This is a genomic window from Thiohalorhabdus sp. Cl-TMA, assembly GCF_041821045.1.
In the GTDB taxonomy this organism is placed as follows: domain Bacteria; phylum Pseudomonadota; class Gammaproteobacteria; order Thiohalorhabdales; family Thiohalorhabdaceae; genus Thiohalorhabdus; species Thiohalorhabdus methylotropha.
Map to the genome: position 1 here is coordinate 121729 of NZ_JBGUAW010000009.1, position 24853 is coordinate 146581.

A 24853-nucleotide genomic window follows, 5' to 3' on the forward strand; every position below is an offset into this window, starting at 1 on the left:
GCCGCTTCCTTCCTCCCCGCCGCGGACCGCACCCATGGCTGATTCCCCGAGTCTCGCCGACCCTTCCGACACCCGCCATATGCGCCGTGCCCTGGCCCTGGCCCGCAGGGGCGTGGGTTGGACGGATCCCAATCCCATGGTGGGCTGCGTGCTCGTGCGCGACGGGCGGGTGGTGGGCGAGGGCTACCATCCCCGGGTGGGCGGGCCGCACGCCGAGGCCTCGGCCCTGGAGCGCGCCGGTGAGGCCGCCCGCGGGGCCACGGCCTACGTGACCCTGGAGCCCTGCAGCCACTACGGTCGGACCCCGCCCTGTGCCGACCGGCTGTTGGAAGCCGGGGTGGCGCGGGTGGTCGCCGCCCTGGAGGACCCCTACGAGCGCGTCCAGGGCCGTGGCCTAGCCCGCCTGGATGCGGCGGGCATCGCCACCGAGAGCGGGCTGCTGGAGGCGGAGGCGGAGGGCGTGAACGCGGGCTTTTTCAAGCGCATCCGGACAGGAATTCCCTGGGTCACCCTGAAGCTGGCCACCAGCCTGGACGGCCACACGGCCACCGGCTCCGGGGAGAGTCAGTGGATCACCTCCGAGGCGGCCCGTGCGGACGTGCACCGGCTGCGCCACGCCCATGCGGCCATCCTCACCGGCAGCGGCACCGTGCTCGCCGATGATCCCTCCCTTACCGCCCGCCTCCCGGAGGGCGGTGCCCACCCCTGGCGGGTGGTCCTGGACAGCCGGCTGCGAACCCCGCCGGGGGCCAAGGTGATCGCCGGCCCGGGACGGGCTCTGGTGGTGGGAGCCCGGAACGCGCCGGATGGACGCAGGCAGGCCCTGGAGGACGCCGGTGCCGAGGTGCTGGGCCTGGATCCGGACGGCGAGGGCGTTCCGACTCTGGACGGGGTCTTCCGCGAGCTGGGCCGCCGCGAGGTCAGCTCCGTGCTGGTGGAATGCGGCGCCACCCTGGCCGGTGCCCTGCTGCGCGGCGGCTGGGTGGACCGCCTGGTCGCCTATCAGGCGCCCAGCATTATCGGTGTGGGCGGCCGGGGCATGTTCGACGGCCCGCCCATCGGCTCCATGGCCGAGCGGGTGGGGCTCCGGGTGCTGGAGCGGCGGAGCCTAGGCCCCGATCTGAAGCTCGTGGCGGTCCCCCGCCAAGGGGGTTAACTCCGAGGGGGTATGCGGCGCAAACGGGCCCGGAAGTGGGTTTTCCCGGAGCAAGCCGGACGGTATCCTTTGGAAGCAGAATATGGGCAAGGGGCGCCGCTGAGCGGTCTCCGCCCCTTGGCAAGAGCCCGCCCGATCCTGCCGTGGCCCGACGGCCAGGGCCGAACGAAGGTTGCGACCGTGTTCACAGGCATCGTCCAGGCAGTCGGCACCGTCCAGTCCATCCAGCCCGCGGCCGGCGATTGGCGGGTGTGGGTCCGCACCGGGGAGCTGGACCTGAGCGACGTGGCCCTGGGCGACAGTATCGCCGTTTCCGGACCCTGCCTCACCGTTGTGGCCCTGGAGGAGGGCGGCTTCGCCGCGGACGTCTCGGTGGAGACCTGGGAGCGCACCGCTTTCGCGGACCTGGCGGTGGGCGCGCGGGTGAACCTGGAGAAGGCCCTGCTCCCCACCACCCGTCTGGGCGGGCATCTGGTCTCGGGGCACGTGGACGGTCTGGCCGTGCTCGGCGAGCGCCGGCCGGAGGCGCGCAGCGAGCGTTTTGTCCTGGAGGTGCCCGGGGCCCTGACCCGGTACGTGGCGGAGAAGGGCTCCATCTGCCTGGACGGCGTGAGCCTGACCGTGAACGGGGTTTCCGGGAGCCGGTTCGACGTCAATCTGGTGCCGCACACCCTGGCCCACACCACGCTGGGCGACCGTCGGCCCGGTGACCGGCTCAACATGGAAGTGGATATCATCGCCCGCTACCTGGAGCGGCTCCTCCGGGGCGGCGAAGCGGGACCCGAAGGGGGTGGGCTGGACGCGGATTCCCTCGCGCGGGCGGGCTTCCCCGGGCTGGGGGAGGGCGGCTGAGGCGGCGGCTCCGAACCTCGGCGGGTCCGCAATGTCTTACCCGTAGCGTGCGCGTCCGGTCGCGGACAGTTCGCGGGACGCCAATCCCGACGCTGGAGAGACTCCGGGCACGAGCCCGCGGTCTGGAAACCAATCCCGCCCGAAGATTCGGGCACCCACCCGGCTGGCAGCAACGAGACCATGGCCATCAGCTCCATTCCAGAACTGCTAGAAGATCTGCGCGCCGGCAAGCAGGTGATTCTCATGGACGACGAGGACCGCGAGAACGAGGGGGATCTCGTCCTCGCCGCCGAGCACGCCACCGCCGAGCAGATCAATTTCATGGCCAAGTACGGCCGCGGCCTGATCTGTCTGGCCCTGACCCCGGACCAGACCGATCAGCTCGAGCTTCCCCTCATGGTGCGCAACCGCGATGCCAAGCACGCCACCAACTTCACCGTCTCCATCGAGGCAGCGGAAGGGGTGACCACGGGCATCTCCGCCGCGGACCGGGCCCACACCATCCAGACGGCCATCCGCGAGGATGCCGGCCCCGAGGACCTGGTGCAGCCGGGCCACGTCTTTCCGCTGCGGGCGGTTGAGGGCGGCGTGCTGACCCGGACCGGCCACACCGAGGCCTCCGTGGACTTGGCGCGGCTCGCGGGCATGGAGCCGGCGGGCGTGATCTGCGAGATCATGAACGACGACGGCACCATGGCCCGTCTGCCGGACCTGGAGACCTTCGCCGAGGAGCACGACCTCAAGATCGGTACCATCGCCGATCTGGTCCAGTATCGCATGGAGGCCGAGTCGCTGGTGCGCAAGGCGGTGGAAACGCGCCTGCCCACCGACCTCGGCGAATTCCGCGTGGTGGCCTTCGAGTCCGATGTGGACGACCGCGAGCACGTGGCGCTGGTACTCGGCGACATCAACGACGGCGAGCCGGTGCTCACGCGCATGCACTCGGAGTGCCTCACCGGCGACATCTTCGGCAGCCGCCGCTGCGACTGCCAGTCGCAGCTGCACGGCGCCATGGAGCAGATCGCCGCGGAGGGCCGGGGCGTCATCGTCTACCTGCGCCAGGAGGGCCGGGGCATCGGCCTCATCGACAAGCTGCGCGCCTACAACCTCCAGGACGACGGCCGGGATACCGTGGAGGCCAACAGCGAGCTGGGCTACCAGGCGGATCTGCGCAACTACGGCGTAGGCGCGCAGATCCTGCGTCAGCTCGGCGTGCGTAAGCTCCGCCTGATGACCAACAACCCCAAGAAGATCATCGGCCTCCGGGGCTACGGCCTGGAGGTGGTGGAGCGGGTGCCGCTGATCTGCGCCACGCATCCCGCCAACGAACGCTACCTGGCCGCCAAGCGCGACAAGCTCGGCCACATGCTTCCGCCCGAAGGCGAGCCCGTGGATACCCGGCGGGAGCGCGTGGACGCAACCATTCAACAAGAAGGCGCCAATCGTGGAGGGGCGAATGAAGACCATTGAGGGCCAGCTGGACGCGAGCGGTCTCCGCTTCGGCCTGGTCGCCAGCCGGTTCAACAGCCTGGTGGTGGACCACATGGTGGGTGGGGCCGAGGACATCCTGGTCCGTAACGGGGCCAGCGGCGACGACCTGACTCTGGTCCGCGTGCCCGGCTCCTTCGAGATCCCCCTGGCGGCCCAGCGCATGGCCGCCAGCGGCCGCTTCGACGCGGTGATCGCCCTCGGCGCGGTGATCCGCGGATCCACGCCCCACTTCGACTACGTGGCCGCGGAGGTGAGCAAGGGGCTCGCCCAGGTGCAGATGGAGTCCGGAATCCCGGTGGGATACGGTATCATTACCACCGATACCCTGGAGCAGGCCATCGAGCGGGCCGGCACCAAGGCCGGCAACAAGGGTGCCGACGCCGCCATGGCGGCCATGGAGATGGTACGGGTCCTGGGGAAGTTCGAAGGCTGACATAGGCCCGGGCTCCCGGAGCCGGGAGCCCGGGCCCCGCTCGTCGCGGCCCGGATGGCCGCTCCCGCAATGGCCCGCGCGGCCAATGCAGGAGCGGTCGTCGTGGTCGCGGATCGTCTATTGCCGGGCCGTCGTCCGACGACCCGTTTCCGAGATTCTTGGACAGAGTCCGTGCTCAGCAGGAATAATCCCGCCAATGAATGAACGTCATCGCGCCCGCGAGGCCCTGGTTCAGGCCCTGTACCAGTGGAACTACAACCCGCTTGATCCCCGGGAGCTGGAGATGGAGTTCCTGGATGCCGGATATCTGGAAGGCACGGAGCGGGGCTATTTCCAGCACCTGCTGCGCAAGGCCGTGGACCGCCACGAGGAGATCGACGGCCTGATCGCGCCGGCCATCATGCCCCGGCGCCTATCCGAGCTCACGGGCGTGGAGCAGGCCATCCTGCGCGCCGGGGTCTGCGAGCTCCTGGAGCGGGACGATGTCCCCTACCGGGTGGTGATCAACGAGGCGGTGGAGCTGGCCAAGTCCTTCGGCACCGACCAGGGGTACCGGTTCGTGAACGCCGTGCTCGACCGCATCGCCCGTGAGCGCCGGGCCGCCGAGGACGAGTCTCCCACCCATGACGGATAAGGGGGACTCCATCGGCCAAGCGGGGGAGTTCGCCCTCATAGACGCGCTCTTCAACCGCAGCCCCGCGCCGCCCGAGGAGGTCCACGGCGGTATCGGCGACGACGCGGCCCTCCTCGCCGCCGCCGGCGGCGAGGACTGGGCCGCCGCGGTGGATACCGTGGAGGAGGGCGTGCACGCCCTGCCGGGCAGCGATCCGGAGGCGCTCGGCTGGAAGGCGGTGGCGGTCAACGTTTCCGACCTGGCCGCCATGGCCGCCCGGCCTCGGCACGCCCTGCTCGCCGCTTCCCTGCCGCGCTCCATGTCCCGGGAGCGCGCGGAGCGCCTGGCCGACGGACTGCAGGCGGCCCTGGAGGAATGGGAGGTTGTCCTGGTGGGCGGGGACACTGTGGCCACGCCGGGGGCACTGTCTCTTTCCCTTACCCTGCTGGGGCGGGTGCCTCTTGCAAAAGCCCTGCGGCGAAGCGGTGCCCGTCCCGGTGACACCGTCTACGTGACGGGCACCCTGGGCGATGCCGCCGCTGGCCTGGAGCTGCTCCGGGAGCCCCCGGAGGTCTGGCAGTCCGCCTACGATTGGCTGGTGGAGCGCCACCTCCGCCCCCGCCCGCCGCTCTCCTTCGGAATGGGGATCGGCGGCGAGGCCTCCGCGGCCATCGACGTGAGCGATGGCCTGCTCGCCGACCTGCGCCACATGGCGGCGGCCAGCGGGGTGGGCATCGAGATCGACGCGGCGCGGCTGCCGCTGTCCGCGCCCATGGGGGAATGGGCGTGGGCCACGGGACGGGATCCGCTTCCCCTGGCGCTCTCCGGCGGCGAGGACTTCGAGCTGGTCTTCACCGCGGGCGAGGAGGCTTTCGAGGGCATCCATCGGGCGAAGTATCAGAACGATACGCCCTTCACCGCCATCGGCCGGGTGACGGCCGAGCGGCCCGGAGCGGTCTTCGGGGACGGGGTCCCCGAGGCGGCAGGCGGCTACGATCACTTCGCCGAGCCCGGGCCGGCGGGCTCATGAAGCCCGTGGTCTGGCTCGCGGAGGGCCTGGGACTGGGCCGGATACCCCTGGCCCCGGGGACCTTCGGGACGCTACTCGGCATTCCCCTGTACATGGTGCTTTCGGCGGCCCTGCCGTGGCACCTGTACCTGCTGGTGGTGCTGGCCGCTTTGCCCCTCCACGTCTGGATCTGCAGCGTGGGCGCGCGGGCATACGGCGTGGGCGATCCCTCGGGAATCGTCTGGGACGAGGTGGTGGGCATCCTCATCGCCCTGACCGCCGCACCACCGGGGTGGGCGCCCGTGGTGGCCGGCTTTATCGTCTTCCGGGCCTTTGATATTCTCAAACCATTTCCCATAAGCTGGCTGGATGCCCGGATTTCCGGGGGACTGGGCATCATGCTCGACGATGTGGTGGCGGGATTCTACGCCCTGGCGACGCTCCAGGTCCTCTTCCACTGGTGGCCCTGGACCCTGGGTGACTGAAGCCCGCCCCGCGTGACCGGGAGGCCCTCGCCATTTACGGACATGCCGTCTTTCATGTCCCCGGAGATGTCCCCGATCCCTGGCTGGTGGCCCGCTTGGCGCGGCTGCGGACAATCGCCGCCCTGGCCGGATACCCGGAGGGTACGGCGGACACGGTCGGGCCGCGCCTGCGGGTATTCGTCGGGGATGGGAACGGCGCGGGCGGGGCCGGCACACCGATGGTTCTCGACGGCCTAACCGTGGCGGAATGGGCCCGCGATGGCGGGGGCCTGGCGGTGTGGATCTCGCAGCCCGATCTGGCCGAGGAGGCGCTGGTGGGCGCCCTGACGGCCACCGGGTTCAACCCGCGCCGGGCGGGACGGTTCAGTGCCGTGGCGCCGGACGAGCGGAGCCTGCGCGCCCGGCTCCCGGAAGGGGCCGCGGTGGAGCCCGGACTACCCGGGGAATGGTGGGTGGACGGCGCCGAAGGGGCCGACCACCCGTGGCTGGACCCGGACCTGCGGGCACCGGAGCGCCACCTGGGGCGGCGCCTGCAGAGGAAGGGGAAGATGATCGCCACCGCCGAATCCTGCACCGGCGGGGGCGTGGCCGAACGGCTGACCGCCGTGCCCGGGAGCTCCGCGTACGTGGACCGCGGCTGGGTTACCTATACCAACGCCGCCAAGCGGGAGCAGCTCGGCGTTGGTGAAGACCTGCTCGCTGCCCACGGCGCGGTGAGCGACCCCGTGGCGCGGGCCATGGCGACGGGCGCGCTGGCGGGCTCGCGGGCCCAGCTCGCGGTATCCGTGACCGGGATCGCCGGCCCCTCCGGGGGCTCGCCCGAGAAGCCCGTGGGCACGGTCTGGATCGGGGTGGCCGCCGGCGATGGCGAGGCGGAGGCCCGTCATCAGGTGCTGTCCGGGCCGAGAGGGGCGGTGCGCTGGCGAACCGTGAACGCCGCCATCGCCTTCGCCCTGGATCGCGTGGAGGCATAGCCCGAAAAGGCCGCGAGAAGCCGGCGGCGCGCGGCTCCACCACCGGCAGAGGGGCCCCAGCCGCGAGGGATGGCGGCTTGCGGGGCGGACGGCGAAAAATGTTTTGGGTTTGTTCTCAAAACGGCCCATATGGGGTACAGTCTTGAGGATACCCGAACCGCATTTCCGCGCGCCGCGCGGATGATTTCAAAAGGTGGTGGCCATGGATTCGGAGAAGCAGAAAGCGCTCGATTCGGCGATCAAGAATATCGACCGGCAGTTCGGCAAGGGCTCGGTCATGCGCCTGGGCGACCAGGAGGCTTTCGACGTCCCGGTGACCTCCTCGGGCTCCCTGAACCTGGATATCGCCATGGGCGTGGGTGGCTATCCCCGGGGCCGTGTGGTGGAGATCTACGGTCCGGAGTCCTCCGGCAAGACCACGCTGACCCTGCATGCCTTGGCCGAGGCCCAGAAGGCCGGCGGCGTGGCGGCGTTCATCGACGCCGAGCATGCCCTGGACCCCAGCTACGCCCGCAAGCTGGGCGTGAACGTGGACGAGCTGCTGGTCTCGCAGCCCGATACCGGCGAGCAGGCCCTGGAGATCGCCGACATGCTGGTGCGCTCCGGCGCCGTGCACGCGGTGGTGATCGACTCGGTGGCGGCGCTGGTGCCCAAGGCCGAGATCGAGGGCGAGATGGGCGATTCCCACGTGGGCCTGCAGGCACGCCTGCTCTCCCAGGCCCTGCGCAAGCTCACCGGGTCCATCAACAACTCCAAGACCACGGTGTTCTTCATCAACCAGATCCGCATGAAGATCGGCGTGATGTTCGGCAGCCCGGAGACCACCACCGGCGGCAACGCCCTCAAGTTCTACTCTGCCGTGCGCCTGGACATCCGCCGCACCGGGGCCATCAAGCAGGGCGAAGAGGTCCTGGGGAACCATACCCGGGTCAAGGTGATCAAGAACAAGGTGGCCCCGCCGTTCCGCGAGGCCGAGTTCGACATCCTCTACGGCGAGGGCGTCTCCCGGGAGAGCGAGATCATCGACCTGGGCGTGGAGCACGGCCTGATCGAGAAGTCCGGAGCCTGGTACTCCTACAACGGCGAGCGCATCGGCCAGGGCAAGCAGAACGTCCGGCAATTCCTCAAGGACAACCCGGAGATGGCGTCGGAGCTGGAAGGCAAGATCCGCGAGGCGGCCGGACTCACCGGCTCGGGCGCGGAATCCGGCGCCGAGGCTTCCGGCTCGGGCGATACCGGGGCCAAGTCCGCCGGGTCCAAGAAGGCCGGGAAAGCGTCCGATGAGGGCGAGACCGGTGGCAAGGCGGAGCAGGAGCAGGCCTGACACCCGGTGAGATCCGCCGGTATCCGGGGCCGGGGGGCTGCCGGGTGTCGGTAGACGAGGCGGAGGTTCCGCGTTGGACGAGCGTGAAGGCCAGTTCGACGAGGCCGTTGAGGCGGCCTACGCCCAGGCCCTCAAGCTCTTGGTGCGCCGGGAGCACAGCCGCCGAGAGCTCGCCCGCAAGCTCGTGGAGCGGGACCATCCCCGGCCCGCCGCGGATGCGGCCCTGGACCGGCTGGAGGCGGAAGGCGCCCAGTCGGACCAGCGCTTCGCCGAGGAATACGCCCGTGCCCGTTTCGCCAAGGGGTACGGTCCCCGCCGGGTGGAGGCGGAGCTCCGCGAGCACGGCATCGGCCCCGAGGGAATGGCGCACGCCGCCCTGGAGCGCGGGGAGGAGCGGAGCCTGGCGGCGGCACAGCTCGCCAAACGGTTCGGGGACGCGCCCCCGGCCGACGCCCGGGAACGGGCCAAGCGGACCCGTTACCTCCAGCAGCGCGGCTTCGATCCGGAGGTTTGCGCCCGGCTGCTCCGGGACGCCGGAAACCCGGAGGAGGAAGCGGGTTTCTAAATACAATCAGGGTGCGTAGTGTCCAAAGGGCACTTGGCGGGCGGAGTCACGTTGGTGGCTCCGCCCGTCCGCGCCTTGCGCCTGCTGCCGGGGCGTACCATATCCCCCCATAGGATTGCGGAAGAGGCCCGTTATGGAAGGCGCCGAGATACGTAGAAAGTTTCTGGAGTTCTTCGCCGGTCGAGACCACGAGGTGGTCCCGAGCGCTTCGCTCGTGCCCCAGAACGACCCCACGCTGCTGTTCACCAACGCCGGCATGGTCCAATTCAAGGATGTGTTCCTGGGCCGCGAGCATCGCGGCTACACACGTGCGGTGACCAGCCAGCGCTGTCTGCGCGCCGGCGGCAAGCACAACGACCTGGAGAATGTGGGGCACACCGCCCGGCACCACACCTTCTTCGAGATGCTGGGCAATTTCTCCTTCGGCGATTACTTCAAGCGGGAGGCCATCCAGCACGCCTGGGCCTTTCTGACCGAGGAGCTCGGCCTGCCCGAGGAGAAGCTCTTCGTCACGGTGTACACCGAGGACGAGGAAGCGGCGCGCATCTGGCTCGACGAGATGCACATCGATCCGGAGCGCTTCGCCTACGTGGGCGCCGCGGACAACTTCTGGGCCATGGGTGACACGGGGCCCTGCGGCCCCTGCTCGGAGATCTTCTACGACCACGGCCCCGAGCTTCCCGGCGCGCCGCCCGGCTCCGGAGAGGACGAGGGCGACCGCTACGTGGAGATCTGGAACCTCGTCTTCATGCAGTACAACCGGGACGGGGATGGCACCCTCCATGACCTGCCCAACCCCAACATCGACACCGGCATGGGGCTGGAGCGCATCGCCGCGGTCATGGAAGGGGTGCATAACAACTTCGACACGGACCTCTTCCTGCCGCTGATCCACCAGGCCGCCGAGCAGGCGGGGGTGCGCTACAACGAGTCCGATGCCACGGACGTGAGCCTGCGCGTGATCGCTGACCACATCCGCGCCTGCGCCTTCCTCATCGCCGACGGCGTGATTCCCTCCAACGAAGGGCGGGGCTACGTGCTGCGCCGCATCATCAGGCGCGCCGCCCGGCACGGCCGGATGCTGGGCATTCAGGGCGCCTTCTTCCACCAGCTGGTGCAGCCGCTGGTGGATGCCATGGGCCACCACTTCACCGAGCTGGACGAGCAGCGGGCCACCATCGAGCGGGTCCTCAAGATCGAGGAGGAGCGCTTCGCGGCTACGCTTACCGAGGGCCTGGCCCACCTGGACGAGGTGATCCGCAGCCTCCCCGCCGACGCCGCGCAGATCCCCGGCGAGGCCGCATTCCGGCTCTACGATACTTACGGCTTCCCGCTCGACCTTACCGAGGACATCGCGCGGGAGCGGGGCCTGTCCGTGGACAACGCCGGCTTCGATGAGCACATGGCGGAGCAGAAGGCGCGCGCTCGGGCCTCCTGGGGAGGCTCCGGCGAGGAGCAGGTGCCGCAGGCCTATTACGAGCTCCTGGAAAACCACCAGGGCACCGAATTCCTCGGCTACCAGTCCCTGAGCGCCGAGGCCAGCCTGGGCGGCATCCTCAAGGACGACGCCTGCTTCAAGGAGCTGAACGCCGGCGAGGAGGCGGTGCTGGTCCTCAACCAGACGCCCTTTTACGGGGAGTCCGGCGGCCAGGTGGGTGACACGGGCCGCATCACCACCTCCGAGGCGGAGTTCGTGGTAACCGACACCCAGGTGCCGCTGCCGGGCCTGGTGGCCCATGTGGGGCGGCTGGAGCGCGGCCGGCTGAACACCGGCGACACGGTGCACTGCGAGGTGAACGAGAGCGCCCGGCATGCCACCGCCTACAACCATTCGGCCACCCACCTCCTGCACGCCGCCCTGCGCCACCAGCTCGGCGACCACGTGCGCCAGATGGGCTCCCTGGTGGAGCCGGACCGCCTGCGGTTCGACTTCAGCCACTATGAGGGGCTAACCGCGGACCAGCTGCGCACCATCGAGAACGAAGTGAACCGCCACATCCGCGCCAACTACGATGTGAGCGCCGACTGGATGACCCTCGACCAGGCCCAGGGCAAGGGCGCCATCGCCTTCTTCGACGAGAAGTACGGCGAACAGGTGCGGGTCATAACCATGGGGTCGGCCTCCATGGAGCTGTGCGGCGGCACCCACGTGTCCCGCACCGGCAACATCGGCCTGTTCAAGATTGTCGAGGAGACCGGCATCGCCGCCGGGGTGCGGCGGATCGAGGCCCTCACTGGCCAGGAGGCGATCAACCACGTGCAGGCCCAAGAGGATCAGATCGGCCGCATCGCCGGCATGCTCAAGGGCACGCGGTCCGATGCCGGGGACCGGGTGGCCGAGCTGGTGGAGCGCTCCCGGGATCTGGAGAAGGAGGTGGAGCGGCTCAAGAGCAAGCTCGCTACCGCGGCCAGCGGCGATCTGCTCGACAACGTCCGGGAGATCGGCGGCATCAAGGTGCTCGCCGCCGCGCTCGAGGGCCAGGACCCCAAGTCCCTCCGGCAGACCGTGGACCAGCTCAAGCAGAAGCTCGGCTCCGGGGTCATCGTCCTCGGCGTGCCCGATCCGGAGAAGGGTAAGGTGAGCCTCATCGCCGGTGTTACCGACGATCTCACCGATCGCTTCTCCGCCGGCGACCTGGTGAACCAGGTGGCCGAGGGCGTGGGCGGCAAGGGCGGCGGGCGCGCCGACATGGCCCAGGCCGGCGGCAAGGAGCCGGAGAAGCTGGATTCCGCTTTGGAGCGGGTAGGCGAGTACGTGGAAGGCTGCCTGGCCACCTGACCGGGCAGGCACCGGCAAAGACTGCCATCGGGAGCGGGCAGCCTTGGGGCTGCCCGTTTGCGTTTCGGGCCGGGTCACCGGATTCCGGCGGGAGACTCCTTTACCCGATGCAGGCGCGCGTAGGCCCGCAGCAGGGTTCGGTGGCGCTCCAGTCCATCCAGGGCGGACCCCGGGGCGGGCAGCATCCCGGCGAAGGCCTCCCGGCCCTCCACCATGGCGGCCGCCAGACGGGCCGTCTCCGTCCCGTGGAGCTGTGCCAGGGCCTCGTCGAAGTTCTCGGGTGCGCGGTCGGCCAGAGCCATCTCCAGCCGGGCGTGCACGCAGCTGTACAGCCGTGCCCGCTCCTCCGGCAGCTCCCCGGTATGTAGGCACCAGCCCACCCAGCCCAGGGCTTCCTCGGCCCGGCCCAGGGCGAGCGCCAGCCGGGCCTTCAGCTCGCCGACGCGCAGCTCGGCCCATAGGGTCCCGGGCTCGGGAACGATGCCAATGAGCTCGTGCACGGGCTGGTAGTCGTTGTGCCCGCCCGTTTCCAGGGCTTCATAGAGGTCATCCAGCCGGGCTCGGTCCAGCTGGTCCAGGGACAGGATCTCCGGGCGAAGACGGGCCCCTTCGTTGTTGTTGTTCACCACCAGCTCGTCCACCGGGTAGACCTCCGAGAGGCCGGGCACGAGGATGCGGCAGGCGTAGGCACCCAGGTGGGTGTAGTCGGCGATGAAGACCTCGAAGCCCTCCTCGTGTAGCAGGCCGATCAGGTGGTCGCGCTCGGCGGTGTTGTCGGCCTCCAGGTTCCAGTCGCTGAAGGGGTGATCTGGGGCTTCTCCCAGGAAATCCCAGGACACCACGCCGCTGGAATCGATGAAGTGCAGCTCCAGGTTCTGCGGATCCGCCACCTCCGCCATGTCGAGGGTGGGTGGCCGGAAGCCGTCTAGCTGTTCAAGGCTCCGACCCTGTAGCAGTTCGGTGAGGGCCCGTTCCAGGGCGATACCGAAGGTGGGGTGGGCGCCGAAGGAAGCGAACACGCTGCCGTCGGCGGGATTAAGCAGGGTGACGTTCATCACCGGATAGCGTCCGCCCAGGGAGGCGTCGTAGACCCGCACGCCGAAGCCCGCCTCCTCAAGGCTGCGGATGCCCGCCCGGATGTCCGGGTAGCGATCCAGCACCGCCTTCGGGACCCGCGGGGGAGTGATCCCCTCGGCGATGATGCGGTTCTTAACGGCGCGCTCCAGGATCTCCGCCAGTCCCTGGACCTGGGCTTCCTCCGGGGTGTTGCCCGCGGACATACCGTTGCTGACGTAGAGATTGCCGATAAGGTTCACTGGGAACCAGCGCGTGGCGCCGTCCCGCTGCCGTGTGTAGGGCAGGGCGCAGATGCCGCGGCTGAAGGCCCCCGAGTTGGTATCCACCAGGTTCCCGGCGTGGAGCTCGCCGTCCGGGTCGTAGATCGCGAGCAGCGTCTCGTCGAGCAGCCCCTCCGGCAGGGAATTGTCCTCCGGAATCGGGAACCAGCGCTCGTGGGGGTAGTGAACGAACTCCGTTTCGGCCGCATCCGGGCCGAGGTAGAAGTCTGCGAAGAAGTAGTTGTTGGCCAGCCGTTCGACGAATTCGCCCAGTCCGCTGGCGAGGGCGGCCTTGGGCGAGGCGCCCTTGCCGTTGGTGAACAGCATGGGGGCATCCGCGGCCCGGATATGGACGGAGTGGACGTTGGGCACGGGGTTCAGCCGGGAGGCCTCCTCCACGGCGAATCCGGCCTCTTCCAGGCGTTCCGTTAAACTCTCTATGGTGGCTTCGAGCGGGCGGTCCTTGCCCTTGAGGTGGGTCTGGTCCATGGGTAAACCGGGTTGGGAATGAGAGGAGCCGCCCAGGGCGCCGAACGGCGCCAGGGAGGCGTAATCATGTCTAGCCCGCGGATTATGCCGGGAACCGCCCGTGTGGGCGAGCATTTGCGTCAGTCCGGGGGGGTGCGGTGGGAGACGCGTGATGCGTCTCGGAGGGTGGCTGGAGCTGCCTGAGCAATTCCGTGCCGGATTGCCTTGGCGTTTTCTTAATCCCTCTTCGAGCTTAATTGCCCCCGCTTTCGATGGTGTAGAAGAGGTCCCCGCCGGTTTCCTGGGCGCTGGATTCCGTGACCAGCTTCCAGTGGCGGTCGATGGAGTAGGTCATGCGGAAGGTGTTGGAGGAGTCGAACAGCCCGATCCCGTAGCTCACGTACAGGCGCGGCGAGAGGTACTTGCCGAGCACCAGGGCGGCCTGCTCGGTGCGCTGCCCCTCTTCGGTGGTGGTTTCCTGGGTCTGCAGGCTCACCTCGTCCAAACCCAGATCCTTGCCGATGGTCTTGGCCAGGAACTCGCCGCTCTTACGGCCCAGGAACACGGCGGCCCGGCTCAGGGCGGTCTGCTCGTCGCCGGAGGTTTCTCCCAGGGGGCGCCCCAGCACCAGCCAGGAGAGCTGCTCGGTCTGCGACATGCCGGGGTCCGAGAACAGCGAGAACTCTGGTTCGCGCAGTGGCCCCTTGGCCTCAACGCCCACCGTGATCCCGGGCTCCGGCTTGCGCACGGCGCGAACCTCCAGGCCGGGGGAGGATACGGGCCCGCCACCGAATACCAAGCGCCCGGTCTGGATGGTGAGGTCCTGGCCGTAGGCCTGGAACTGACCCTCCACGGTGCGCAGCTCCCCGGTGGCGGTGGTGGGCTGCCCCGGTTTCTCCTCGACCGTCAGGTCCCCTTCCACGCGGCTCTTCAGGCCGAAGCCCTTGAACCGGACCAGGTCACCGAGGATCAGCCGCACCCGGGCGGAGATCTTCCAGGGAGAGGCCTCCTGGGAGCTGTGCCGGCGGACGATCACCTGGTCCTGGGATACCGTCACCACTCCGGAGGTGGGCAGCTCCTTGATCTCGATGCGGGCCCGCGGGACCTTCACCTCTCCCGTGACCCGCAGCCGCGGCCGCTCCGCCTCCACCTCCAGATCCGGGGAGAGCCAGACCTGGATCTCGGCGGTGTTGTAGGCCAGGAAATCCTCGCCCTTGATGGTCATATCCAGCTTCGGGGTGCCGTCGTCGAGACGGACGCTCCCCACCAGGTTCAGGGCGCCCTTGCCGGATTCCGCGTGGCCCTCCAGGCTGATACTGCGGTCCTGCTGCGGTGCGGCACGGAGCCGGATGTCGCGTATGGTCAGGCCGGCAGAGACGAGCACCGCCTGTTCCGCGGTGGCCAACAGCTCGCCGGAGAGCCGGGGGTCGGCCGGGGTGCCCTGGATACCCAGGTCAACGCGCAAGGCACCGTCCAGCTTCCGCACCTCCGGCGCGAAGATGGGCAGGAACCCGAAGTCGTTCACCGAGCCCCGGATTCGGCCCGACAGGGGCCGCTGGGTGAGCGGTCCCCGGCCCTGGGCGAGAGCCACCCGCCCGGTGAGCCGGTCGCGCCCCCCAAGGTCCAGCACCAGCTCGGCCTCCATCCGCTCGCCGTCGGCGGTCAGCCGCATCGAGCTGGGCTTGAAGGCCAGGAACTTCCGCTCCTCCATGCTGTTATCGTCGCCGGTCTGGAGCACGCGCCCGGCGCTGGTGGTGAGCTCGACAGCGCCCTGGAGGGGACCGTCCGCCGGCATGGCTACCTCCCCGGAGCCGCTGAAGGTGCCCTTTATGCCCGTATCCGGCGGCAGGAGCGGTAGGAAGTAGCCCAGCGGGATGGCCTCCGCCAGGAATTCCCCCCGCACGCCTCCCGCGTCCCGCGCGCCCTGCAGGCAGAGTCTGCCGGATTCCGATGTCCAGCAGCCCTGCTGGAGGCGGACCCGGTCGGCGCTCACCACACCCCGCACGGGGCCTTCCAGCCGCCAGTCCGGCAGCCTGGCGGGCCGGATGCGGGCCTCCCCGAGCCGGAAATGCAGCTCCCGGGCCTGCTGCTGCCAGCTTCCGGAGGCCGCAAGCTCCGCCCCGCCCAGCGAGGAGTCGGTGGTGGCCCGCAAGGTGTGGTCCGCGGGCGTGCCCCGGGCTTCCAGCCGCAGGCTGCGGACGGTGGTGCCGTCGAGGCGGATCCCGCTTACCGCCGCGTCCAGGTGCGAGGTGGTGTCGCCCTGCGGATTCAGGTCCGCCTCCAGGCGGACCTTCGCCACCGAGGCGGCCTGCCATTGAAGGTTGCGGCCCGAAAGGTCGGCGGTGACCTTGGGCAGTGGAAGATCGCCTGTGACGCGCCCATTGCCCTGGAGCGAGCCGTCCGCGCCCGGATAGAGGTCCTCCAGATTGTCGCTGGCAATCCGCCAATCCAGGTCCGCGGCCCGCCGGCTGACGGTGCCCTCCAGGAAGAGCTCGGAGCTGCCGCTTTGCAGGCGGAGCTGCGGCAGAGTGAGCATGCCGGCGGCGTAGCGGCCGCGCCCCCGCAGCTTAACGGGGCGTTCGCGCAGCTTGCCTGAAACCTCCAGGCTGCGGATGTCGGCCTCGGGGCCCCGGTCGGCCATGGCCAGCTGCACATTCGCGCGCAAGTCCAGATTCCCGGGCCACCGGGGCAGCAGGGCGTGGGGGTCGATGCCGTCGCCCCGCACCGTAAGCTCGGCGCCCAGGCGCTCCTTCCAGGACAGGCGGCCCTGGCCCCGGATGTGGCCCTCCAGGGCATCCAGGCGGAAATGCCCCAGGTTCAGGCGGCCCAGGTCGCCCCGGCCGCGCGCCCGCAGGCGCGCCCCGGGCAGCTGCTCGCTCCGAGCCGTCACGTCCAGATTGAGGTTGTAGTCCTCCGTGGTTCCCGAGACGGCGGCGTAGCCCCGCGGAGAGGCGATGTCCCGGGGCCCGGGCATCCGGAGGTCCCGCCAGTTGATCGCCAGGCCGAAAGGGCCGCCCCGATAGGTGGCGGCCGCGTTGAAGCGTCCCTCGCCCAGCGCGCCCTGGATCTGCGCGGAAAGCGCCTCCATGCCGCCGGCTACCCGCCACCGCCCTTCCCCGGATACCCAGCGTGGATCCTCGGCTTCCAGGGGCCAGCGCAGCTGGCGCCATTCGCCGTGCAGGTCGGCCTCCGGACCGCCGGGGGACATGGCCACCCGGCCCCGGGCGGTGAGCCGGGTGGGCAGCCCTTCGGCGGTGAGCCGCAGCCTGCGGATGCGGACCGAGCGCTCGGCGAGGTTGCCCTCGAGCGCAGTTCGCAGGCGGAGGGGCGGGCGGCCCTGCAGATGGAGCCCCAGGGTGCCCCGGGTGCGTGCCGCCTCCAGGCCGCCCTCGAGCGCCAGATCGATGGCCGCCCGTCCCGGCGGCAGGGTAGGGCGCAACGCCTGCAGGGGCAGCTCCTGGCCCTGGATCTCCGCCTTCCACTGCAGGTCATCCTCCAGGGGCTGTTGGATACGCCCGGTGATGTGCACGGACCAGGGCTCGTTCAGCTCGTGCTCGAAGGCGAGGGCCTGCAGGTTGCCCTGGGCCGTCAGCTTGCCGCCGGCCCGGGGCCGGCCAGGGAGCTTCAGGGTCCAGCGCAGCACGCCGTTCAGGGCGTCGGGTGCCTGCGTCCTGCTGTCGATGCGGCCGCTGGTGCGCGCCTCCAGGCGCGGCGTCTCCAGCGCCAGGGTGCGCCAGTACAGGCCGCCCGGTCCGATGCCCACCGCGCCGGTGAGGGCGGTGATGGGCTGGGGCTCGGCGCCCGGCTCGCTGCGGATCTCGCCGTCGAGGAAGCGGGCGTGCTCGACCCGCACCGGCAGGAGGGCGCTGGTGGTGAGGCCCTCGTCGGGCTCGGGCGGGGGGTCCGGCGGGCCGGGCAGGCCGGTGTAGCGGAAATTCTCCACCACCAGCCGGTTGATGGAGACGGTCCCAAAGAGCAGGTCCGTAACGCGCCAGTCCATTACCGCACGTCCGATGCGGACACGGAAGGAGGCGGTCTCCATGTATGCGTCCCGAATCCGGATGGGGCCCACCAGGCGCCCTTCCACGGAGGCTACCCGGAGGCTTTCCGGGAATGCGGGTCGCGCCAGGCTCCAGGTCCACTGCAGCCCCGTCTCGCTCAGGAGCAGGAAGGCCCCGCCGCTTACGATAGTCACGAGGGTGATCCATACCGCAGCCAGCCGCTTGATCACAGGTCCGGACCCATACTGAAGTGGATGCGCCAGGCCGGGGCCACTTCCTCCAGGTTGTCGTTCAGCACCTCGTCGAGCGGGGTGGCGAAATCCAGCCGGATCATGCCCAGCGGTGACGCGTAGCGCACGCCGAAGCCCACGGCCTCCACCGGCTCCGGGGGCCAGTCGTTGGAGGCGTTCCCGGCGTCATAGAAGGTGGCCAGGGCGAAGTTTCCCCAAACCCGGTAATCGGCCTCCACACTCGCCGTGAGGAGGTAGCGTCCGCCGATGGTGTTGCCCTCTCCATCCTTTGGACCCAGCTTCTGGTAGGCGTATCCCCGGACGCTGCGGTCGCCGCCGGCGAAGAAGCGCTCCGAGGCGGGAATGTCGGTGACCCGGTCCACCGACGTGCCGCCCGCGTGAACCCGCATGAGCAGCCGGGAGCGGGGCAGGAGCGGAATCACCGCCTGGGCGCGGGCCTGTCCCTGGAGGAAGGTGGTATCGGAGAGCGCGCTCTCGTGGGCGCCGTGGGCGTCGAAGAACAGGCTCCAGCCGCGCCGGGGATACAGGCGATCGTCCGCCTTGGAGCGCGCCAGGCTGGCGCCCGGGGTGAACAGCGTGTAGCTCTGCACGCTGCCGTTCACGTGGGTGAAATCGCGGGACACGTAGGCGTAAATGCTGCGCTGCCAGCCCCGGTATCCCAGGTCCTCGCTGGCCCCGAGGGCGTACCGCGTGTTGAGGGTGTCGCCGAACTCCTCCTGGGAGATCCGGCCGAGGATGCTGAGGCTGTCGGTGCGCACGTTCCGGATGGGGATCCGGTAGCGCGCCGCCAGGCCCTGCCGCACCGGCGAGAGAAACAGGTCGCTGCGGAACTGGTGGCCCGCGCGGTTGATGTGGCGGAACTCGACGGCACCGGTCAGCCGAGGTCCGGTGTCCGTGCCATAGCCCACCCCGATGCTGTAGAGGCGGGGCTTCTTGGGGTTCGTATCCACCTCTACGGGGATGCGCCGGGCCTCCTCGGGCGCGTCCTCGCCCTTCGGGGTGAAGGGGACGGCCTCCTTCCGAATCATGTTCACCGCCACCCGGTCGAAGTAGTCGGTATCCGAGAGTGCGAACTGGAGGTCCAGCAGGCGCATGGAAGTGAGGCGCTCCCCCCGCTCCACGGGGAGGAGCCGGGCCACGAAACGGGGGCTGAGGATGTCCTGCTTGACGCGGATGTCGCCGAAGTAAAAGGCCGGGCCGCTGTCCAGAACCAAGCGGACCCGCGCTTCGTTTCGGTCGGGGTCCACCTCGATAGTATGCCGGGTATAGCTGGCGTTCAGGTACCCGGCCTCCACGGCCTGCTCCAGCAGGGCGTCCTTGGTGGCCGAATAGTCGGCGTGGTGCAGACGCTTGCCCTCTTTCAGCCCCGATTGCCGCACGGCGCGCTGCAGGGCCGCCTCCTCGGCGCCCGGCCCCTCAATGCGCAGCTCCAGCTCCGAGATGATGGTCGGCGGGCCGGCGTCCACCCGGTAGCGGGCGACCCAGGCATCCCCTTGGCGGGTCAGAGAGGTGTCGATCTTCGGATTATAGTAACCGAACGGCTGCAGGGCGGTGCGGATCTCCTCCCGCGCGCGCCGCTGGGCGCGCCTGATCCGGTCGACATCCGGGTCCTTCGCCTTGGTTAGCTCGACGGTGGACAGGTAGGCGCGGATATTTTCCCGCAGCTCCTTGTTAACGCCGTCCACTTCCACCATGAGGGCATCGGGGGCCGCCTGGGCGGCGGGAACGGTGAGCGCCAGTACCAGCAGTAGCCCCGCGCAGCACCGCAGCGGGCGGGGGACGCGCCCTATCCGTAACGCCAGGGAGGCTCTGGGCAAGGCAAGCCATTTCCGCCGCCCTATCCGGGGCGGCTGCGGGTATGGATGGAGGCCGGTACTGGCCCTGTTAACCGGGCTCCATCTGGGATTGCAGGTAATTCTGGATGCCCACTTTCTCGATGAGCGCGAGCTGGGTTTCCAGGAAATCCACGTGCGCCTCCTCGTCGTCGAGGATGTGCTGAAGGATCTCCTTGGATCCTTCGTCGTGCTGGTCCCGGCAATAGGTGATGGCCTCCCGCAGGAGCGGAATGGCCTCCCCTTCCAGGCGCAGGTCGGCGCGCAGCTGCTCCTCCACGTCCTCGCCGACCTTCAGCTTGTTGAGGTCCTGGAGATTGGGCAGGCCCTCGAGGAAGAGTACCCGCTCCATGAGCCGCTCGGCATGCCGCATCTCGTCGATGCTCTCGCTGCGGGTCGCCGAGGCCAGGTGCTTCAGCCCCCAGTCCTCGCATATCTTGGCATGCATGAAGTACTGGTTGATGGCCGTGAGCTCGTTGGTGAGCACGCGGTTCAGGTATTCCACCACCTTGGCGTCGCCCTGCATGGCCCCCTCCGCGGTTGCTGCCTACGGTACAGGGTCCACATTAGCAGAAGCAGTGGATGGCGAAGAAAAACATGGGGATAACCGCAACGGCGGCAGGGGGTGCCCGTAGCCCGGCAGGCGCTGCCCGGGCACCCGTAGTAGGCCGGCGATTCTCAGGCGGGGGACGGCAGGAGCTCGGGAGCGGATAGCTGCTCCAGGGCTTCCTGCAAGCATTCGGCGGCGAATTCCGCGCAGGTGCCGCAGCCCGTGGATACGCCCAGCCACTCCTGGAGATGGTCCAGGTCCCGGGCCCCTTCGGCAACGGCCCTGTGGATCTGGCGCTCGGTGACCTCCTTGCAGATGCACACGTACATGAGCAAACCCCGCCGGGTGAAGGTATTTCTGAGTAATGTACCCAAAATGGGAACGATTCGCAATCGTTTCTTTTGCCTTCGACCCGGTGGCCGGCAGCGGGTTCCCCGCCGCCGGCCTTCAATCCACCCTGGCCGGCTCCGGAGCGGGCGCGCGGGGCTCCCGGGCCATGGGGGCGCCGGGCACCGGGTGCGCCGGTCCTGGGCTGCGGAATTCCTCCTGCTGCTGCTTCTGCCAGCTCATCAGATGGACCTCCGCGCGGCTGCCCAGATAGACATAGACGCCCAGCCCCAGCAGCAGGCCCACCACCGTGAGCATCATGGCCACCGCGGGCAGGATGCCGGCCCCCTCGCCGAGCGCCGACTTGAACATGAGCAGCAGCGACTCGATGGAGACGGCGATCAGGATGGCCGCGATGAAGCGCGTGATGGTCCGTCGCGTGGAGCTGTGCCGGAAGATGTCCTTGTGGGTGAGCACCTCCTCTTCGAGGATCGTCTTGGCCAGATCGAAGATGGCCAGGGAGAGGGTGAGGAAGATGATGACCCCGAACGGCTTGAGGTGCGTGGTCTTGGCGTCGGCCGGTGGCCCCTCGCCCGGCAGGAGGGCGGTCAGCTCCAGGAAGGAGAACAGCAGCAGCACGCCGACCACGGTGAGCAGTCCGGCCACGATCAGGGTATAGATGGTCTTGAAGAAGGGCTGGAAACGGCGGCGCCGGCTGTCACCCAGCAGGAAGGCGACGATCTCCGCCATGTCGGCGTCGAGCACCAGATAGCCGCGGACGGCGCCGCTGTGGTCCCGCCACTCCAGCGCCGCCGACAGGCAGAGGTTGTGCCCGGTGCTGGAGAGATAGGGGGCGGTCACCACCACCTCGTCCGAGCCCCGGGCGAGGCGGAAGTAGGGCCGCTGGCTGCGGTCGGAGCCCAACCCGGAATGGGAAAGGGTCTTGCGCTGGTTGACGATGTTCTCGCTGGTCTGTACGCCATCCGCATCCAGCGTGAAGACCATGTCGATGAACGGGTAGTGGTCCACAAGGGCGTTCACCCCGCGCTCCAGCAGCTCCGGGTTGTCCAGGGCCCGCTGCTCGGCGACGCCGGTCAGCAGGGAAGCCAGCAGGTCGGCGATCGCCCCGCGGTGGTCGTGGTAACGCTCCAGGATGTGGATGTAGCTCATGCTGCTCATGACGGGCCTTTCCCGGTTGATGCCTACTGCGTATTTTCCTGCAAGGGGGATGCCGTACCGTGAAGGCGGGGCGAAACGCCCGTGGGTACGGGAATTCGGCGGATAGGGTGTCTCCCGGAGGTACGCTGCATACGGTACAATACGCGACACACGGTTCGCAGTTGCACCAAGATGGTGCAGCGGGCGATTTTCGGACTGCACCAAAATAGGGAACCGATGGCGTTAATCGTTCAGAAATTCGGGGGTAGCTCGCTGGCGGACGTGGCCAAGATCCGGCACGCCGCCGAGCGGGTGCTGGCCGAGCGGGAGCGGGGCAACGACGTCGTGGTGGTGGTATCCGCCATGGGCGGGCAGACCGACCAGCTCGTCGAGATGGCCGAGGCGCTCCACGAGAGCCCGCCGGACCGTGAAATGGACCAGCTCCTGGCCACCGGCGAGCAGATCACCATTAGCCTCATGGCCATGGCCCTGCAGCAGCGGGGATACGGCGCCCGCTCCTTCACTGGCGGCCAGGTGGCGGTGCATACGGACGACGTTCACACCAAGGCCCGCATCCTGGATATCGACCGGGAGAACCTGCGGGTCGTGCTCGACGGGGGCGGCATACCGGTGGTGGCCGGCTTCCAGGGCGTCGCGCCCGACGGCTCCATCACCACCCTGGGCCGGGGCGGCTCCGACACCACCGCCGTGGCGCTGGCGGCCGCCCTCGAGGCGGACGAGTGCCACATCTATACCGACGTGGACGGCGTGTATACCACCGATCCCCGCATCGTGGCCGACGCCCGGCGGCTGGACCAGATCACCTTCGAGGAGATGATCGAGCTGGCCAGCCTGGGCGCCAAGGTGCTGCAGATCCGGGCGGTGGAATTCGCAGGCAAGTACAATGTCCCGGTGCGTGTGCGATCCACCTTTGGCGAGGGGGAAGGCACGCTCATCACCGTGGAGGAGGAGGCCATGGAAAAGGCCCTAGTTTCCGGGATCGCCCACAACGAAGACGAGGCCAAGATCACCATCATCGGCGTCCCGGACCGCCCCGGCATCGCCCATGCGGTGGTCGGCGCCGTCGCCAAGGCCAACGTCAACGTGGACATGATCATTCAGAATCAGGGCGAGCACGGTAAGACGGACTTCACCTTCACCGTGCCTCGCGCCGACTACAAGCAGGTGATGGAGATGCTCGACCCGGTGTGCAAGGACATCGAGGCGGAGGCCCTCACCGGCAGCGACCGCATCGCCAAGATCTCCGTGGTGGGCGTGGGCATGCGCAACCACGCCGGCGTCGCGGACCGCATGTTCGAGGCGCTGTCCAACGAAGGGGTGAACATCCAGATGATCGCCACCTCGGAGATCAAGGTCTCGGTGGTGGTGGACCAGAAGTACACCGAGCTGGCGGTGCGCGCCCTGCACGAGGCCTTCGAGCTGGACAAGCCGGTGGACGAGCGCGATCACATCCATTAGACAGGGGCGTATGGAGGCCGGTACCGGCCCCGGACGCGCCATTGGGATGCAGCGGCCTTGGCGAATCTTACCGATAAAACCTTCGAAGTCTTCGATACCACCCTCCGGGACGGCGGGCAGTCCGAGGCCGTGGGCTTCTCCGTGGAGGACAAGCTCCAGCTGACGGAGGCCCTGGACCACCTGGGGGTGGACTTCATCGAGGGCGGCTGGCCCGGGGCCAATCCCCGCGACGACGCCTTCTTCGAGGCGGCGCGAGGGTTGACGCGCAGGCACGCCCGCCTGCTCGCCTTCGGCTCCACCATGCGCGCCGGCAACGCGCCGGCGGAGGATCCGGTGCTCTCCGGCCTGGTCTCCGCCCGGCCGGACGGCGTGGTGATCTTCGGCAAGGCCTGGGACTTGCATGTGGAGCTGGGGCTCGGCATCGGCCTGGAGGAGAATCTGGACCTGATCCGGGAGTCGGTGGCCTACCTGAAGGCGCAGGTGGGGCTGGTGCTGTTCGATGCCGAGCATTTCTTCGACGGCTACCGCGCCGATCCCGAGTACGCGCTGCGCACCCTGGACGCTGCCGTGGCGGGCGGCGCCGACCGGCTGGTGCTGTGCGACACCAACGGCGGCAGCCTGCCGGCGCAGATCGGCGAGGCGGTGGACGCCGTGCGGACGCGGTTCCCGGACACGGTGGCCGGCATCCACTGCCACAACGACGGCGGCCTGGCGGTGGCCAATAGCCTCGCCGCCGTGGAGCACGGCGTCCGCCACGTGCAGGGTACCCTGAATGGCCTGGGCGAGCGCTGCGGCAACGCCGACCTCACCGCCATCCTGCCCAACCTGATCCTTAAGCTGGGCTACCGAGGGGGGGCGCTGGGCACTGCGGAGCTGGAGCGCCTGACGGCCACCTCGCGGCTGGTGGATGAGCTGGCCAACCGCAGTCCGCAGAACAACCAGCCCTTCGTGGGCCAGTCCGCATTCGCGCACAAGGGCGGCGTGCACGTATCGGCAGTGCGCAAGGACGCGCGCACCTACGAGCACATCGCCCCGGAGGCGGTGGGCAATATCCGCCGCATCCTGGTCTCCGACCAGTCCGGCAAGTCCAACATCGTCCACAAGCTCCAGGAACTGGGGCTCATGGAGCGGCTGGAGGGCAACGACGCCGCCGTCACCCAGGTGGTGGAGCGCGTCAAGGACCTGGAGCACCAGGGCTACCAGTTCGAGGGCGCCGACGCCTCCTTCGAGCTGGTGGTGCGCCGGGTCATCGGCGACCTGCCCGAGTATTTCCGCCTGGTGGGCTTCCGGGTGCTGGACGCCAAGCGCCATGCCGGCGAGGCTCCGGAGAGCGAGGCCACCGTCATGCTGGAAGTGGGCGGCGAACGGGCCCATACCGCCGGCAGCGGCAACGGTCCGGTGAACGCCCTGGACCACGCCCTGCGCAAGGCCCTGGCGGGATTCTATCCCGAGCTGCGGGAGATGGATCTTGTGGACTTCAAGGTCCGGGTGGTCTCCGCCGGCGGCGGTACCGACGCCGCGGTGCGGGTACTGATCGAATCCGGGGACGGCCACGGCAACTGGGGAACCGTGGGCGTCTCCGCCAACGTCATCGAGGCCTCCTACCAGGCGCTGGTGGATGCGGTAACCTACAAGCTCGCGAAGAGCGGCCGTTCCGACCATTTGCAGGCGGGCGATTCCTTCGCGGAACGGGCGGAAGCCGGACTGGACGCGTCCCGCTGAGGACGTTCCGGCTCGAGAATCCCCGCGGCAAGCGGGGATTCTTGCGT

The 24853-nt window shown here is 69.2% G+C and carries 19 protein-coding genes; 13 read left to right on the top strand and 6 right to left on the bottom strand.

The annotated features are described in order from the left end of the window. The first annotated feature begins 34 nt into the window (after positions 1 to 34). The 11 genes from ribD (at position 35) to alaS (ending at position 11681) form a co-directional block, all read left to right on the top strand. On the top strand, positions 35 to 1156 hold the full coding sequence (ribD, locus tag ACERLL_RS13880) for a bifunctional diaminohydroxyphosphoribosylaminopyrimidine deaminase/5-amino-6-(5-phosphoribosylamino)uracil reductase RibD (RefSeq protein ID WP_373656699.1): 1122 nt from the start codon (positions 35 to 37) through the stop codon (positions 1154 to 1156). 180 nt (positions 1157 to 1336) lie between these two features. After that, on the top strand, positions 1337 to 2008 hold the full coding sequence (locus ACERLL_RS13885) for a riboflavin synthase (protein WP_373656700.1): 672 nt from the start codon (positions 1337 to 1339) through the stop codon (positions 2006 to 2008). Positions 2009 to 2188: 180 nt separating this feature from the next. Then, complete coding sequence (locus ACERLL_RS13890; protein ID WP_373656701.1) at positions 2189 to 3478, top strand: bifunctional 3,4-dihydroxy-2-butanone-4-phosphate synthase/GTP cyclohydrolase II; 1290 nt, start codon at positions 2189 to 2191, stop codon at positions 3476 to 3478. Continuing rightward, positions 3465 to 3932: a 6,7-dimethyl-8-ribityllumazine synthase gene (ribH, locus tag ACERLL_RS13895; RefSeq protein WP_373656702.1), complete on the top strand. Its 468-nt coding sequence runs from the start codon at positions 3465 to 3467 to the stop codon at positions 3930 to 3932. Before ACERLL_RS13890 ends, ribH begins: the two co-directional genes overlap by 14 nt. A 196-nt stretch (positions 3933 to 4128) precedes the next feature. Next, entirely contained in the window at positions 4129 to 4566 is a 438-nt protein-coding gene (gene nusB, locus ACERLL_RS13900; protein ID WP_373656703.1) for a transcription antitermination factor NusB, read from the top strand. Next, complete coding sequence (gene thiL / locus ACERLL_RS13905; RefSeq protein WP_373656704.1) at positions 4556 to 5575, top strand: thiamine-phosphate kinase; 1020 nt, start codon at positions 4556 to 4558, stop codon at positions 5573 to 5575. Before nusB ends, thiL begins: the two co-directional genes overlap by 11 nt. Further along, on the top strand, positions 5572 to 6039 hold the full coding sequence (locus ACERLL_RS13910) for a phosphatidylglycerophosphatase A family protein (RefSeq protein WP_373656705.1): 468 nt from the start codon (positions 5572 to 5574) through the stop codon (positions 6037 to 6039). Before thiL ends, ACERLL_RS13910 begins: the two co-directional genes overlap by 4 nt. 95 nt (positions 6040 to 6134) lie before the next feature. Next, positions 6135 to 7013: a CinA family protein gene (locus tag ACERLL_RS17805; protein WP_474104452.1), complete on the top strand. Its 879-nt coding sequence runs from the start codon at positions 6135 to 6137 to the stop codon at positions 7011 to 7013. Positions 7014 to 7215: 202 nt separating this feature from the next. Then, a complete protein-coding gene (recA, locus tag ACERLL_RS13920) occupies positions 7216 to 8337 on the top strand; it encodes a recombinase RecA (RefSeq protein ID WP_373656706.1) in 1122 nt (373 codons plus the stop codon). A 73-nt stretch (positions 8338 to 8410) separates the two neighbouring features. Then, a complete protein-coding gene (locus ACERLL_RS13925; protein ID WP_373656707.1) occupies positions 8411 to 8902 on the top strand; it encodes a regulatory protein RecX in 492 nt (163 codons plus the stop codon). Positions 8903 to 9035: 133 nt separating this feature from the next. Beyond that, the gene (alaS, locus tag ACERLL_RS13930; protein WP_373656708.1) at positions 9036 to 11681 is read left to right on the top strand and encodes an alanine--tRNA ligase; all 2646 of its coding nucleotides are present in this window, start codon (positions 9036 to 9038) and stop codon (positions 11679 to 11681) included. A gap of 74 nt (positions 11682 to 11755) precedes the next feature. Here the strand turns inward: alaS and ycaO are convergent, their stop codons facing one another. The 6 genes from ycaO to ACERLL_RS13960 form a co-directional block, all read right to left on the bottom strand. Beyond that, the gene (ycaO, locus tag ACERLL_RS13935) at positions 11756 to 13507 is read right to left on the bottom strand and encodes a 30S ribosomal protein S12 methylthiotransferase accessory factor YcaO (protein WP_373656709.1); all 1752 of its coding nucleotides are present in this window, start codon (positions 13505 to 13507) and stop codon (positions 11756 to 11758) included. Between the two features lie 232 nt (positions 13508 to 13739). After that, the gene (locus ACERLL_RS13940) at positions 13740 to 17681 is read right to left on the bottom strand and encodes a translocation/assembly module TamB domain-containing protein (RefSeq protein WP_373656710.1); all 3942 of its coding nucleotides are present in this window, start codon (positions 17679 to 17681) and stop codon (positions 13740 to 13742) included. Between the two features lie 32 nt (positions 17682 to 17713). Beyond that, positions 17714 to 19555: an autotransporter assembly complex protein TamA gene (locus ACERLL_RS13945; protein WP_373656711.1), complete on the bottom strand. Its 1842-nt coding sequence runs from the start codon at positions 19553 to 19555 to the stop codon at positions 17714 to 17716. Between the two features lie 67 nt (positions 19556 to 19622). Further along, positions 19623 to 20096: a bacterioferritin gene (gene bfr, locus ACERLL_RS13950; RefSeq protein WP_373656712.1), complete on the bottom strand. Its 474-nt coding sequence runs from the start codon at positions 20094 to 20096 to the stop codon at positions 19623 to 19625. Between the two features lie 152 nt (positions 20097 to 20248). Continuing rightward, positions 20249 to 20449, bottom strand: a complete 201-nt coding sequence (locus ACERLL_RS13955; RefSeq protein ID WP_373656713.1) for a (2Fe-2S)-binding protein — start codon at positions 20447 to 20449, stop codon at positions 20249 to 20251. A gap of 118 nt (positions 20450 to 20567) precedes the next feature. Beyond that, positions 20568 to 21626 carry a PDC sensor domain-containing protein gene (locus tag ACERLL_RS13960; RefSeq protein ID WP_373656714.1) on the bottom strand — a complete coding sequence of 353 codons (1059 nt, stop codon included), beginning with the start codon at positions 21624 to 21626 and terminating at the stop codon, positions 20568 to 20570. 216 nt (positions 21627 to 21842) lie between these two features. Between ACERLL_RS13960 and ACERLL_RS13965 the strand changes: the two genes are divergently transcribed. Continuing rightward, positions 21843 to 23084 (top strand): aspartate kinase, encoded by a 1242-nt coding sequence (locus ACERLL_RS13965; RefSeq protein WP_373656715.1) that lies wholly within the window; start codon positions 21843 to 21845, stop codon positions 23082 to 23084. A 57-nt stretch (positions 23085 to 23141) separates the two neighbouring features. Further along, positions 23142 to 24806 carry a citramalate synthase gene (gene cimA / locus ACERLL_RS13970; protein WP_373656716.1) on the top strand — a complete coding sequence of 555 codons (1665 nt, stop codon included), beginning with the start codon at positions 23142 to 23144 and terminating at the stop codon, positions 24804 to 24806. The last annotated feature ends 47 nt before the right edge of the window (positions 24807 to 24853 follow it).